General features: G+C 54.2%; 14 protein-coding genes. 9 read left to right on the forward strand and 5 right to left on the reverse strand.

The window, feature by feature from the left end; translation table 11 throughout:
- Window positions 1-196 precede the first annotated feature (196 nt).
- From ACMHXE_RS13655 to ACMHXE_RS13675, 5 genes are all read right to left on the reverse strand, one after another.
- On the reverse strand, window positions 197-715 hold the full coding sequence (locus ACMHXE_RS13655) for an Hcp family type VI secretion system effector (RefSeq protein ID WP_039035438.1): 519 nt from the start codon (window positions 713-715) through the stop codon (window positions 197-199).
- Between the two features lie 263 nt (window positions 716-978).
- The gene (locus ACMHXE_RS13660) at window positions 979-1,089 is read right to left on the reverse strand and encodes an Arm DNA-binding domain-containing protein (RefSeq protein ID WP_332871580.1); all 111 of its coding nucleotides are present in this window, start codon (window positions 1,087-1,089) and stop codon (window positions 979-981) included.
- 215 nt (window positions 1,090-1,304) lie between these two features.
- Window positions 1,305-2,396: a redox-regulated ATPase YchF gene (gene ychF, locus ACMHXE_RS13665; protein WP_101057186.1), complete on the reverse strand. Its 1,092-nt coding sequence runs from the start codon at window positions 2,394-2,396 to the stop codon at window positions 1,305-1,307.
- An 85-nt stretch (window positions 2,397-2,481) separates the two neighbouring features.
- Window positions 2,482-3,069, reverse strand: coding sequence for an aminoacyl-tRNA hydrolase (pth, locus tag ACMHXE_RS13670; RefSeq protein ID WP_025011686.1), 588 nt, complete (start codon window positions 3,067-3,069; stop codon window positions 2,482-2,484).
- Between the two features lie 193 nt (window positions 3,070-3,262).
- The gene (locus ACMHXE_RS13675; RefSeq protein ID WP_101057184.1) at window positions 3,263-4,531 is read right to left on the reverse strand and encodes an FAD-dependent oxidoreductase; all 1,269 of its coding nucleotides are present in this window, start codon (window positions 4,529-4,531) and stop codon (window positions 3,263-3,265) included.
- 152 nt (window positions 4,532-4,683) lie between these two features.
- On the opposite strand from ACMHXE_RS13675, the gene ACMHXE_RS13680 reads away from it, so the two are divergent.
- The 9 genes from ACMHXE_RS13680 to ACMHXE_RS13720 all read left to right on the forward strand — a co-directional run bounded on the left by ACMHXE_RS13680 (window position 4,684) and on the right by ACMHXE_RS13720 (window position 13,751).
- Window positions 4,684-5,007: a hypothetical protein gene (locus ACMHXE_RS13680; protein WP_101057182.1), complete on the forward strand. Its 324-nt coding sequence runs from the start codon at window positions 4,684-4,686 to the stop codon at window positions 5,005-5,007.
- A gap of 97 nt (window positions 5,008-5,104) precedes the next feature.
- Window positions 5,105-6,529 carry a tRNA (N6-isopentenyl adenosine(37)-C2)-methylthiotransferase MiaB gene (miaB, locus tag ACMHXE_RS13685; RefSeq protein ID WP_101057180.1) on the forward strand — a complete coding sequence of 475 codons (1,425 nt, stop codon included), beginning with the start codon at window positions 5,105-5,107 and terminating at the stop codon, window positions 6,527-6,529.
- A gap of 129 nt (window positions 6,530-6,658) precedes the next feature.
- A complete protein-coding gene (locus ACMHXE_RS13690; RefSeq protein ID WP_039035894.1) occupies window positions 6,659-7,705 on the forward strand; it encodes a PhoH family protein in 1,047 nt (348 codons plus the stop codon).
- Window positions 7,695-8,156, forward strand: a complete 462-nt coding sequence (ybeY, locus tag ACMHXE_RS13695) for an rRNA maturation RNase YbeY (RefSeq protein ID WP_028781579.1) — start codon at window positions 7,695-7,697, stop codon at window positions 8,154-8,156. The genes ACMHXE_RS13690 and ybeY overlap by 11 nt, the downstream gene beginning before the upstream one ends.
- Window positions 8,157-8,188: 32 nt before the next feature.
- Entirely contained in the window at window positions 8,189-9,070 is an 882-nt protein-coding gene (corC, locus tag ACMHXE_RS13700) for a CNNM family magnesium/cobalt transport protein CorC (RefSeq protein WP_101057188.1), read from the forward strand.
- Window positions 9,067-10,620: an apolipoprotein N-acyltransferase gene (lnt, locus tag ACMHXE_RS13705; RefSeq protein WP_101057178.1), complete on the forward strand. Its 1,554-nt coding sequence runs from the start codon at window positions 9,067-9,069 to the stop codon at window positions 10,618-10,620. Before corC ends, lnt begins: the two co-directional genes overlap by 4 nt.
- 112 nt (window positions 10,621-10,732) lie before the next feature.
- Entirely contained in the window at window positions 10,733-11,452 is a 720-nt protein-coding gene (locus ACMHXE_RS13710) for a thermostable hemolysin (RefSeq protein WP_101057176.1), read from the forward strand.
- Complete coding sequence (locus ACMHXE_RS13715; RefSeq protein WP_101057173.1) at window positions 11,449-13,080, forward strand: AMP-binding protein; 1,632 nt, start codon at window positions 11,449-11,451, stop codon at window positions 13,078-13,080. The genes ACMHXE_RS13710 and ACMHXE_RS13715 overlap by 4 nt, the downstream gene beginning before the upstream one ends.
- A complete protein-coding gene (locus ACMHXE_RS13720; RefSeq protein WP_101057171.1) occupies window positions 13,080-13,751 on the forward strand; it encodes a TenA family transcriptional regulator in 672 nt (223 codons plus the stop codon). Before ACMHXE_RS13715 ends, ACMHXE_RS13720 begins: the two co-directional genes overlap by 1 nt.
- Window positions 13,752-13,756: the final 5 nt, after the last annotated feature.

Below are 13,756 nucleotides of genomic sequence, written 5' to 3' on the forward strand. Positions count from 1 at the left end.
CTTGAAATGAAACCGCAAACCACTGCCAAGATAAAACATAGCCGGTATCCTTGTTCGAGTTCGTCCTGACTCTAATCCGCTAGAATCACTCTTTTATTGCCATTGAGACGCTACTTGGAAAAACCTTGTATCAGATAGCAGAATGTATGCGGGCAAAACGCCCGCATACATTCAAGCAAATCAGTCGTTGACTGAATTATGCTTCGATAGGCTTACGCCAATCGTCGGCACCAGAGGTACCGGCGCTGACGTGATCCCAGTCTATCTTGCGATAGGCCATGGACACTTCAACCAACTGAGTAAAGTCGGCCTTGTTGGGATCCTGGCAGTGAGGCATATGACAGTTGATATCTATGATGGTGGCGCCTTCCAGCTTGGTGGTGAAGAAGTGCTCTTGCTTACCTTCGATAGAAGTGCGGTACCACTTGAGCTCAACCTTGGTCAGTTTCTCACCGGAAGAGAGCGAGTTGTACATGAGAGGAACGGCTTTGTTCAGCGCGACGGTGAACTTGAACGGCTTGTGCACACGCTGACCGGAAGGCATACCAGACTGAGGATCGGTTGGCACAGTCACAATGTGATTGAACTCCTGAACCAACATCTCGTCTTCATGACCTTCCACAAAGATGTCACCGACAGATTCTGCAGTAAAGGCGCCGGCAGTCAGGTTGCCCTGAGTTTGGCCTTCGATAGAGATATAACATGGTGTTGGCATGATAAATTCCTTTTTAAAAATTCAAAGAGGTTTGGGATAAACCTGTTTGATGAAAAGCAACTCTCACGCCAAAATGTAAAGTACTGATTTATAAGGAAAACATAAAAGGCCTTTTCATGCTGGGCAATTTCTTGCCCAGTTCCGGGCAATTTTTTGCTCAGCGGGCAATTTTTTGCCCGGTAAGCATTACCAACCAATTTAACAAGCGGATATTCACCCAAAGCAAATATGCTGGATTTACCATTGATTTTGAAACAAGAGCGTCAGGCTTTCTTGCCACTGGGTTTAACTTCTAGATAAAGGCCATCAGAATCATTTAGACAATAGAACTTTTCTTTAGGCTTTGCTGAACGGCACTGGGTGTCTGTGAGCACAACCTTGTTGCGGAATAGTTACCACACAACCAATATACTCACCAAAGAAGAAGAACTAAAGCAGTTTATACTCACCTTTATACTCACTTTTTACAGAGCTGCAGTAAGATAACCTGAGACATCATGAGAAGCGAAACCCACGAAATCAGTGGGTTTCGCTGCATTTCATGTTCTTTATGAGATTGAGTGAAACCTCATAAAACAACAAATTCCAATCACACGTTAAACAGGAAGTGCATCACATCGCCGTCTTTGACGATATAGGTTTTCCCTTCCACCCGCAGCTTACCCGCTTCCTTACAACCGGCTTCGCCCTTGAACTGAATAAAGTCATCATAGGCCATAACCTGAGCCCGAATAAAGCCACGCTCAAAGTCGGTGTGAATCTTACCGGCCGCCTGCGGTGCGGTAGACCCGACTGTCACAGTCCAGGCACGGACTTCTTTCACCCCGGCAGTAAAGTAGGTTTGCAGTGTCAGCAGTTCGTAACCGGCGCGGATCACCCGATCAAGCCCGGGCTCTTCCAGGCCCAGCTCTTCGAGGAACTCGCTGCGCTCTTCCTCATCCATTTCCGCCAGATCTGACTCGATAGCAGCGCACACAGGCACCACAACGGCATTTTCTTTTTCGGCAATGGCGCGCACTGTATCCAGATGCGGGTTGTTGTCGAAGCCATCTTCAGAAACGTTGGCAATATACATGGTTGGCTTGAGCGTCAGCAGGTTCAGGTAAGCCACGGCTTCCAGCTCCTCTTTGCTCAAATCCAGGGTACGCAGCATATGGCCTTCGTCCAGTACCGGCTTGAGTTTTTCCAGTACTTCGACTTCAAATTTGGCGTCTTTATCACCACCCTTGGCGCGCTTTTGCTGACGCAGTATGGCACGCTCAACACTGTCGAGATCCGCCAGTGCCAGTTCAGTATTGATCACTTCAATATCACCGGCCGGGTCAACCTTGTTGGCCACGTGAACAATGTTATCGTTCTCGAAGCAACGTACCACATGGCCAATAGCATCGGTTTCACGGATGTTGGCCAGGAACTTGTTACCCAGGCCTTCGCCCTTGGACGCCCCGGCAACCAGGCCGGCAATGTCCACAAACTCCATGGTGGTTGGCAGTACCCGCTCAGGCTTAACGATTTCAGCCAGGGCGTCCAGACGAGCATCCGGCACCGGCACCACACCTGTGTTGGGTTCTATGGTACAGAAGGGAAAGTTTGCCGCTTCGATGCCAGCCTTGGTTAACGCATTGAACAGAGTTGACTTACCGACGTTTGGCAGACCAACGATGCCGCATTTAAAACCCATGATGTTTACCTTTCTCTCTAATTTGAGCCCGGCGCACTCGGCCCCGGACAGGATAATGAAACAGGCGTCAGACGCCTGGATAATCTTAGACCGCTTTAAAGGAGTGCAGCCTATGCATCGCCTTGGTCATATCCTCGGCAAAGAGGATATCAGTGGCGCGCACCGCTTCATCTACCGCGGCATCGATCAGCGACTGCTCAGTACTCGGCGCCTTGCCAAGCACATAGCCGCTGACTTTGTTCTTGTCCCCGGGATGACCTATGCCAATCCGCAGACGATAAAAATTTTTGTTGTTGCCCAGCTTGGCGATGATGTCCTTAAGGCCGTTATGGCCACCATGCCCACCACCCAGCTTGAACTTGGCCACACCCGGCGGCATGTCCAGCTCATCGTGGGCCACCAAAATCTCCTCCGGTTGAATACGGAAGAAGTTCGCCAATGCCGCCACCGACTTGCCACTCAGGTTCATATAAGTGGAAGGGATCAGCAGGCGCACATCGCGGCCCTTGAGCGTGACTCTGGCGGTCAGGCCAAAATACTTGCTGTCAGCACTGAGCTGGGCACCGCAACCTCTGGCCAGCTCCTGCACATACCAGGCGCCGGCATTATGGCGGGTCTGGGCATACTCGGCGCCGGGATTGGCCAGCCCGACGATAAGTTTAATCTCTGTCATCAGTCTCTATCAGTCTGTTTATTCTACGAGAAGTTCTGCGAAGGCCAGAGGTGGCCAGGCACATATTCACCACTCTTGAAGCTTGGCTGTTACAGGCCAAAACCCGGCATGAAAGCCAATGAAAAAATGCCGCATTCTTATAAAAACGCGGCATTTTAGCACTCTCTTGCGACAATCAACAAATCGACCGGGGTTATCTCAGCCCCAGCGCATACTTGAGCACTTGCTGCTTAACCGGAGTATTGATATCCGCCAGCTTGAGGCCGGCGTTACGCAGCAGTTTAAGTGGCAACAGATCGTTACTGAAACCGGCATAGAAGAGATCCATGCCTGTCATCATCAACTGATTGTCAAACCAACGCTGCTTTTGGAACCCCTCAAGCACTGTGGCCTTTGACCAGTCTTCGCCCTTCTCCAGCGCCTGGGTGATTGTCGCGATCAAGGCTTCGACATCTTTAAAGCCCAGGTTAACCCCCTGCCCCGCCAGCGGGTTAATGGTGTGAGCCGCATCCCCCAGGATCACCAGGTTGTCGCGATAATATTGCTGCGCATGACGCCGGGTCAGCGGGAAACTGCCCTTGGCCAACACTTCGAAGTGGGGATCGAGCCTATCGGGGAAGTGATTGATAATCGCCTGCTTAAGTTGGCTGTCGCTGAGCTGCATCAAACTGCGAATTTGTTTGGCATCGTCATACCAAACCAGGGACGCATTTTTGCCCGGCAATGGCAGCAAGGAGCGCGGCCCTTGCGGCGTAAACTGTTGCCAGGTCACATCCTGCTCATCACACTCGGTGGCGATATTGATCAACATACAGGACTGGGAATAATCCCAACCACTGATGCCAATTCCGGCCCATTGACGCACTCTGGAGTTGGCACCATCTGCGCCCACCAGCAAACGGGTATCGAACACCCGGCCATCGTCCAGACTCACCTCTATACCCACGCTGGAGCGCACCATGCGCCCGACCCGCGCCGGGCAGCAAAGGGTCAGATTGGGGTAGTTGTCGAATTCCTGCCACAGTGCCAGCTGCACCAAACGGTTTTCCACTATGTGGCCGAGACGCTCGACCTTAATCTGACTGGCATGGAAACGGGTAATGCAGCCTTCCATCTCCCAGGTTTCCAGGCCACGATAAGCCACATGGCGCATTCCGAGCAGAGTATCGAATGCCCCCAGACGCTCGAGCAATGCCTCCGATGCGGCGCTGATGGCCGAGACCCTGACATCCAGAGGTTGCGAGGCATCAAAGGCCTCGGGTTCAAAGGCCTCCACCAGCGCCACTTCCAGCCCGAGTTTGGCCAACCCCAGCGCCGTCGCCGCGCCCACCATACCGCCACCTATGATGACGATATCCTTGGTCTCATGTTGTTCTGTCACTATGCCTTTCCTGCTGTCTCTCTTCTCTGCCGCCTTGGCCACAGAGTTGTGTTCAATGGTAACTGTTTGGGCTTCAATCATGAGCAAATGTTGCTGCCGGCCCTCCTGAAACACCTGCTTACAAGCCGACACACGAGCCTTGGCAACCTTAGACTAGCCTCAGAGTGTCCAAGCAGTATCTGTCATAGCCAACACCGCATTGGCGGTTATCGACATCAACAAGTGAGGATACCATGTGCAAACTTACCAACAGCCTGATAGCCGCAGCCCTTGTCGTCCCGGCCGCCTTTACCTCTGGTCATATTCTGGCCGCCACCACAGCAGACCAGATGGAAGTGATAACTGTAACCTATCGCTCGTCGCTGAATTATGCCCTATATCAACAAATCACGGAAACCATGGCCGGCTTTCATTTAGAAGTACTGGAAGATATCTATCTTCAGGCTCGCAGCGGCAACCAACAGATGGCTGAACAGTTTTATCGGCAGCAAAATGTTCAACTTGCCGCCAACCGTTTACCCGCACAGCTTGAAAGGGTATTGCAGCAACCAGAGTAATTCTCTGCCCTGGCGTTCAAAAGCTGGTCAGCGGACTTAACAGCAGGTAAAATGGCGCGCTATTTTTTAAGTGGTTCCGAAGAGCGACGCAAAACTGATGAGTAAAAAACTCCATATTAAAACCTGGGGCTGTCAGATGAATGAGTACGACTCATCCAAGATGGCCGATCTGTTAAACGAATTTCAGGGCTACACCCTGACCGAAGAGGCTGATGAGGCAGATATTCTGCTGCTCAATACCTGTTCTATTCGTGAAAAAGCGCAGGAAAAGGTATTCCATCAGCTGGGTCGCTGGAAAACACTCAAAGACAAGAATCCTGAGCTGATCATTGGCGTGGGTGGTTGTGTGGCTTCGCAGGAAGGCAAGGCGATAAAAGAACGCGCCCAGTGCGTGGATATTATCTTCGGCCCTCAAACCCTGCACCGTCTGCCAGAGATGATCAACCAGGTTCGCAGCGGCGACCAGGCGGTGATTGATGTCAGCTTCCCGGAAATCGAGAAGTTCGACCGTCTGCCCGAGCCCCGCGCCGAAGGCCCCACCGCCTTTGTCTCCATCATGGAAGGCTGCAGCAAGTACTGCTCTTTCTGCGTGGTGCCCTATACCCGCGGTGAAGAAGTCAGTCGGCCACTGGATGACATCATCCTGGAAATCGCTCAACTGGCCGAGCAAGGGGTGCGTGAAGTCAACCTGCTGGGACAGAACGTTAACGCCTATCGCGGCCTGACCCATGATGACGAAATTTGCAGCTTTGCCGAGCTGCTGCGTTATGTGGCCGCCATCGACGGAATCGACCGCATCCGCTTTACCACCAGCCACCCGATAGAGTTCACCCAGGACATTATCGATGTCTATGAAGACACTCCAGAGCTGGTCAGCTTCCTGCACCTGCCGGTGCAATCGGGTTCAGACCGCATTCTGACCCAGATGAAGCGCGGCCATATGGCTATCGAGTACAAGTCAATCATTCGCCGTCTGCGCAAGGCGCGGCCGGATATTCAGATAAGCTCCGACTTTATCATCGGCTTCCCCGGCGAAAGCAAAGAAGACTTTGCCGACACCATGAAGCTGATTGAAGAAGTGGGCTTCGACCACAGCTTCAGCTTTATCTACAGTGCCCGTCCCGGCACCCCGGCGGCCGACTTGCCGGATGATGTGGATATGGAAGAGAAAAAGCAGCGTCTGGCAATCCTGCAGGACAGGATTACTCAACAGGCGCAGCGCTACAGCCGCCAGATGCTGGGCACAGTGCAGCGTATTCTGGTGGAAGGCCCATCGGTCAAGAACCCCATGGAGCTGCGCGGCCGCACCGAAAACAACCGGGTGGTCAACTTCGAAGGCCAGCCCAAGCACATAGGCAGCTTCGTGGACGTGGAAATCGTCGATGTCTACACCAACTCGCTGCGCGGCAAATTTATTCGCGGTGAAGATGAGATGGACTTACGCAAGAGCCTGCGCCCCAGTGATATCCTGGCCAAGCATAACCAGGAAGATACCCTGGGCGTGACTCAGTTCACCCCGTAAGCGCCGAGACTTCCACGGCGGCCCGGCTCTTCGGACCCGGGCCGTTTTATTTTAGGCTCGATTTTCCGTTAGCATTTATGCCTTCACGCTCGTAAACTGATCAAAGATGACATCAACAGGAGTTTTTGTTTGTCTCACAAATTAACCACCATGAATCTGTATCTCGAACCGGCCGACAGCCGCCGTCTGGCGTCTCTGTGTGGTCCGTTCGATGACAATATCAAGCAGCTCGAACGCCGGGTGGGCGTCGAGATAAGCTACCGAAACAACCATTTTCAGATTGTCGGCCAGCCGCGTAACTGCCTCACCGCCAACAACCTGCTGAAACAGCTCTATGTCGAAACCGCGCCGGTAAAAGGCTCGACCCCGGATCTGGAGCCCGAGCAGGTGCATATCGCCATTCAGGAAGCCATTGCCCTGGAAGCCGACGACAGCGGTGCAGAACCCAAAGAGCACTATATCAAGACCCGCAAAGGGGTGATTAAGCCGCGCAATCCCAACCAGACCCAATATGTGGCCAACATAGTGCGCCATGACATCACCTTCGGCATAGGCCCCGCCGGTACCGGCAAGACCTATCTGGCTGTTGCCGCCGCCGTGGATGCGCTGGAGCGTCAGGAGATCCGCCGCATTCTGCTGACCCGCCCTGCGGTGGAAGCCGGTGAGAAACTGGGCTTCCTGCCCGGCGATCTGAGCCAGAAGGTAGACCCTTACCTCAGGCCTCTGTATGACGCCCTGTTTGAGATGCTCGGGTTTGAGAAGGTCGAACGACTGATAGAACGTAATGTTATCGAGGTCGCGCCGCTGGCCTATATGCGTGGCCGCACCCTCAACGATGCCTTTATCATTCTCGATGAGAGCCAAAATACCACGGTGGAACAGATGAAGATGTTCCTCACCCGTATCGGCTTCAACTCCAAGGCGGTGATCACCGGCGACATTACCCAGATAGATCTGCCGCGCAACGCCAAGTCCGGCCTGCGCCACGCCATTGAAGTACTGAGCGAAGTGGAAGAGATCAGCTTCAACTTCTTCCAGGCCCAGGATGTGGTGCGTCACCCGGTAGTAGCCCGCATAGTGGAAGCCTATGAGACGCACGATCAGCGCCAGCAGGCGGCCAAAGCCCAACGCGACAGCCAATATCAACTGACAGAGGCCGGCGCCCATGAGTCTTGATCTACAACTGGACCTGCAACTGGCCACAGAAGCGCAAAACCTGCCATCCCAGAGCGATTTCGAGCTCTGGGCCCGCACTGCCATAGGCAATAGTATGGAGCAGGCTGAGCTAACCATACGTCTGGTGGACAGTGAAGAGAGCCAGCAGTTGAACCGGGACTACCGCGGCAAAGACAAGCCCACCAATGTATTGTCATTTCCGTTTGAAGCGCCACCGGGAATAACCCTGCCATTACTCGGGGATCTTGTCATTTGCGTTTCAGTCGTTGAAAATGAAGCCCGTGAACAGCATAAACCGCTACAGGCGCACTGGGCACATATGGTTGTGCACGGTTGCCTGCATCTGCTAGGTTATGATCACATCGAAGATGCCGAAGCCGAAGAAATGGAGTCGCTAGAGACCCAACTCATTGAAAGCTTAGGTTTTACTGACCCATACAAGGAGCAATAATTGCCAGGGTTCGCCCTGTCATGAAGAACACTATGAGTGACGATATCCCCCCGAGTACCAGCGCCCATAAGAAAGGCTGGTTTGACCGTGTAAGCCAGTTATTCCAGGGCGAACCTCAAAATCGCGAAGATCTGGTTGAGGTGATCCACGATGCCGAGCAGCGTGAGCTCATCACAGAAGATACCCGCGAGATGATAAAAGGTGTTTTAGAGGTATCCGATTTGCGTGTAAGGGACATAATGATCCCCAGAGCGCAGATTGTCGCCATCCAATTCAATGACTCTGTTGAGGAACTGCTCAACACTGTCATCAACTCTGCTCATTCCCGCTTTCCTGTGGTCAATGAAGACAAAGACCATATAGAAGGCATACTGCTGGCCAAAGATCTGCTGAAGTACGGCTTCAACAACAGTGAAGAACCCTTCTCACTGGAAAAAGTGATCCGCCCGGCCGTTGTGGTGCCCGAGAGCAAGAGAGTGGATGTGCTGCTCAAAGAGTTCCGTTCCCAACGCTACCATATGGCAATTGTGGTCGATGAATACGGTGGTGTTTCCGGCCTGGTTACCATTGAAGATATTCTCGAAGAGATTGTCGGCGATATCGAAGATGAGTTCGATCACGACAACAGCGACGAGTCTGAGATCCGTAAAGCCGGTAACCGGGTTTACATGGTCAAGGCACTGACCGAGATTGAAGATTTCAACGAAACCTTCAACACCCATTTCAGTGACGAAGAGTTCGACACAGTCGGCGGCTTGGTGTCCCATGCCTTCGGTCACCTGCCGGAGCGCAACGAGAAGATCGTCATCGACGGCATTGAATTTAAAGTGATCAGTGCCGATACCCGCCGTTTATTGCAACTCAGGGTGAAACTGCCCGGTCCCAACGATACTGAAGACAGTAACGACCAGTGAAGTCCACATTAGCGGCGCTTAAACGCCACCCCAAGCTGCGTCTGGTACTGGCCTTTTTGGCCGGTGCCAGTACGGCACTTTCCTTTGCCCCCTACGATCTCTGGCCCATCTACCCGCTGGCGCTGGCCTTTGGCCTGTGGCACAGTGACAAGCTTTCCCCCAAGGCCAGTTTTGGCTATTGGCTCAGCTTTGGCTTTGGCGCCTTCGCCTTCGGGATCAGCTGGGTGCATGTCAGCATGGACAGATTCGGTGGCTTGCCGCTGCTTGTTTCCATAGGCCTGATGGCCCTGCTGGCCCTCTATCTGGCCTTGTATCCGGCGCTGGCAGGCGCCCTGCTGGCCCGACTGGCGCCCAAGCGTCATAACTGGCAACTGCTGGGGCTGTTTCCGGCACTCTGGACTCTGTGTGAATGGTTGCGGGGCTGGGTGCTCACCGGCTTTCCCTGGCTCTGGGGCGGCTATAGCCAAACCTCGGGGCCCTTGAAGCCGCTTGCCTCAATGATAGGCACTTTGGGGCTCAGTTTTGTGGTGGCGCTGCTGGCAGCAAGCCTGGTACTGCTACTCAAACGCCACTGGCTCAGCCTGGTGGTGAGCTCGGCGCTACTTACCCTGCTTGTATGGCAGGCGCCGCGATTTTCAACGGTTGAGCGCACCGGCGAGACCCTCAGCGTGGCGCTGGTGCAGGGCAATATTCCCCAGAGCATGAAGTGGGAGCCGGACGCGCTCTGGCCGACTATGCTCAAGTATATGGATCTCTCCCGCCCGCATCTGGACAGAGATTTGGTGATCTGGCCCGAGGCAGCGATACCGGCCCCCGAAAGCATGGTGGCCGAGTTTCTCGACAACGCCAACAAGGTCGCCAATCTGCGGGATGCCGCCATCATCACAGGTATCATCAGCCAGCAAAATGGCGACTTCTACAACTCGCTGATCGTGCTGGGAAATCATCATCAGAAACAGCAACAAAACGCCAACTATAGCGCAGCAGGCGACAATCAGTTCCGTAAGCATCACCTGCTGCCAATAGGCGAGTTTGTGCCCATGGAGTCGCTGCTGCGGCCGCTGGCGCCCTTCTTCAACCTGCCCATGTCCTCATTTGCCAGAGGCAGTTATCAGCAAAATAATCTGACGGCCCTGGGTCATACGCTGGCACCGGCAATCTGCTATGAAATCGCTTTCCCCGAACAGCTCAGGGCCAACGTCGCCGAGGATACCCAAGTGTTGCTGACCGTTTCCAACGACGCCTGGTTTGGTGAATCCAATGGCCCACTGCAACACATGGAGATAGCCCAGATGCGCTCGGCCGAATTGGGCCGACCTCTGCTGCGGGCCACCAACAACGGCGTTACCGCCGTGGTGGATGAGTTTGGCAATATCAGTGCCAAACTACCGCAGTTTGTAGAAGGTGTACTCACCGCTGAAGTGCCGCTGGTCGAAGGCCAGACCCTGTTCAGCCGGGTCGGTCAATGGCCGGTACTGGGGCTAAGTGGCTTGCTGCTGCTTTTGGGGCTGTTGTATTGCCCCAAGCGACGAAAGAACAATAAAAGCTAAAGCCAATCCATTGATTTTTATCTAATTGATAAAAAATTAATAGACACATAAGTATTTCTTAAGACTGCTTTTCTAGGCTTTGGATACTGGTTAACAGATCCGGAGTATCTCTATGGTCAAGCAGTCTACCCTGTCTGCCCTGGAAAAGGACGTCCCACATTCTGCCAACCCACCTCATGCACTCCCCGAATGTCGCCTGTTTCATGAACAGGCAGAGGGCCGCACTGAGGTTGAAGACTATATCGCCGCCAAATACTTTCAGGTGCATGGCGCCAAACTCAAGGAGTTTTTGCCTTTCTTACTGCAACTGACCATTAAAGGTCAGCCTCAGGGTGCCTTCGGCCTCAGAGCCGGTTGTTACTACCCCTTGTTTCTGGAGCAATATCTCAAGGACCCCATAGAGCAGCAAGTAGCGCTACTGGCCAAACGCCCTGTGGACAGGGCTTCCTTGGTAGAGGTGGGCAATCTGGCACTGACCAACAAGAGTTCAGGGCCACTGCTGCTGGTACTGCTTGCCGCCACTCTGGCCAGGGCCGGTTTTGAATATATGGTCTTTACCGTCACAGAGCAGGTGGAAGCGCTAATGAAACTGCTGGGCTTTTCCCCCATGTTGCTGTGCAGCGCCGATCCAAAGCGACTGGAAGGTGACAGCGCCATTTGGGGCAATTACTACCGCAACAACCCCAGAGTCATGATTGGCGATCTGCGCCTCGCTCAAGAGGTAATAGAAACCAGCCCCCGCTTGAGACGACTGGCACAAAGGCACGAATTGGATATCAGCACCATGGCGGCCAAATTGGCTTATGCCAGGACCCGGGAGCCAAGCCTATGACTCCATCGCCTCAGTTGAACCAAGCCAATACCTCTGAGTCGGGTGCCGGAACCAACCTTGATTGGGATGTTCTAGGCAAACTCAACGGCGAAGATCAGGCCATTGCCCTTAGCGATGCTGGGCGGCAACTCAGCTACCTTGAACTGAAAACGGAAATCCGCCGCTACAGTGATGTCCTCAAACGCCTGAATATCCGCAGCCTGGCACTGCATGCCGGTAACAGTGTGCAGTGGGCGATACTGGATCTCGCCTGCCAGCAGGCGGGAGTTCTTTGCCTGCCCTTGCCGCTGTTTTTCTCCCAAGAGCAGTTGGCAAACTGCCTTGAACAAACCTCGGTTGAGCTGGTGCTGAGCGAAAGCCCACAAATTCAGCCTTGTTTGCCAAAGGGCTTCACGCCTTACCAAGGTCTCAGTGAACTGGGCTGCAATCTATACGGCTGGCATTTATACGGCAGGCAGTTATACGACGAGCAGCTATCTGACGGACAGCTCTTCAACGGACATCCGGGCCAACAGAGCGCTTGCGCCGAGAAAACGGCGGCTTTTCCACAAGTCCCTCAGGGCACAGCCAAAATCACCTTTACCTCAGGCTCTACCGGTAACCCCAAGGGGGTGTGTCTCAGCAGCGAGCATCAATGGCGAGTGGCCGAATCGCTTGCCACAGTCACGGCCCTGCCTCGGCCCAGGCATCTTTGTCTGTTGCCCTTAAGTACCTTGCTGGAAAACATCGCCGGTATCTACAGCCCCTTGCTGTGCGGCGGAACTGTGCTGCTGCCCTCGGATAAAGCGCGCGGCATGCATGGCAGCTCGAGACTCGACAGCCGGGCGCTGCTGCAGACCATAAGCCGAGCGCAGCCGAGCAGCATGATCCTCATTCCTCAGTTATTGACACTGCTGGTCGGTGCCTGCGAGCAAGGGTGGCAAGCGCCAAACTCACTGCGCTTTGTCGCCGTTGGTGGCGGCAAGGTCGCCCCCGAGTTGCTGCTGCGGGCCAGGGAGCTTGGATTGCCGGTTTATGAAGGTTACGGCCTGTCGGAATGCGGCTCTGTCGTGGCGCTCAACACCCCGGATAAAGACACTCCCGGCTTTGCCGGCACTGTATTGCCTCATTGCAAAGTCACCATTCGCGGCGGCGAAATCCATGTCGGCGGCGCCAGTCACCTGGGGTATCTCGGCCAACCCGAGACTTGGGGCCAGGGAGAAATCGCCACCGGTGACCTTGGCCAGCTCGATAAAGGTGTGCTCGCCATTAACGGGCGCCGCAAGCATCTGCTTATCAGCTCCTTTGGCCGCAATATCAGCCCTGAGTGGGTGGAGTCGGCGCTGATGGCCAAACCGCTGCTGAGTCAGTGTATGGTGCTCGGCGACGCCAAACCCTGGCTCAGCGCACTGCTGTGCGCTCCGCTCCAAGTCAGCGATGAGCAGCTCCAGGCCTGGCTGGATGCGGTCAATGCCACACTGCCCGACTACGCCAGGATCAAACGCTGGATAAGACTGAATGAAACCGAGCTCAAGCCTCACACCACCGCCAATGGCAGGGTCAAGCGCGCCTCACTGCTGAGCGCCCTGGCCGCTCAAATACAACAGCTCTATCTATCTGAAACCCCATATCTTGAGGGAACCCTATAATGAATTTCTACAACCAATTACAACAAGCAACCCAGAGCGGACGCGAGTATCTGCTGGCCAGTCCCATCATAGGCAAGTGTCTGCAAGGAGAGATAAGCCTGGAGGAATATGTCGCCTTCCTGCACCAGGCCTATCACCATGTGAAGCACACTTCGCCGCTGCTCATGGCCACAGGCGCCAGGCTGCCGGAAAGCAAGGAATGGCTCAGGGTGGCGGTAGCCGAGTATATCGAAGAGGAGCAAGGCCACCAGGAGTGGATCCTCAATGACATAGCCGCCTGCGGTTTTGACAAGGAAAAGGCCAGACGCAGCACGCCGCTGTTTGCCACCGAGGTCATGGTTGCATATGCCTACGACATGGTGAATCGGGTAAGTCCGCTGGGCTTTTTCGGCATGGTCAATGTACTGGAAGGCACCAGCATCAATCTGGCGCTGCTGGCAGCCGAGAAAGTGCAATCGCGCCTGGGGCTGCCGGATTCAGCCTTCAGTTATCTCAAGTCTCACGGCGAGCTGGACAAGCAACATATCCAGTTTTTTGAAGGGCTGATGAACCGGATTGAGGATCCCGAAGAACAGGCCTTGATCATTCACGCCGCCAACAACTTTTACCGTCTCTACGGCAATATCTTCCGCGAGCTGGCGTCGGCCCAGGCCTTGGCGCTGGCCTCCTGAAAACG

Origin of the sequence: Shewanella sp. BJSY2023SW007, from assembly GCF_047314525.1 — a bacterium.
GTDB classification, from domain to species: Bacteria; Pseudomonadota; Gammaproteobacteria; order Enterobacterales; family Shewanellaceae; genus Shewanella; species Shewanella chilikensis.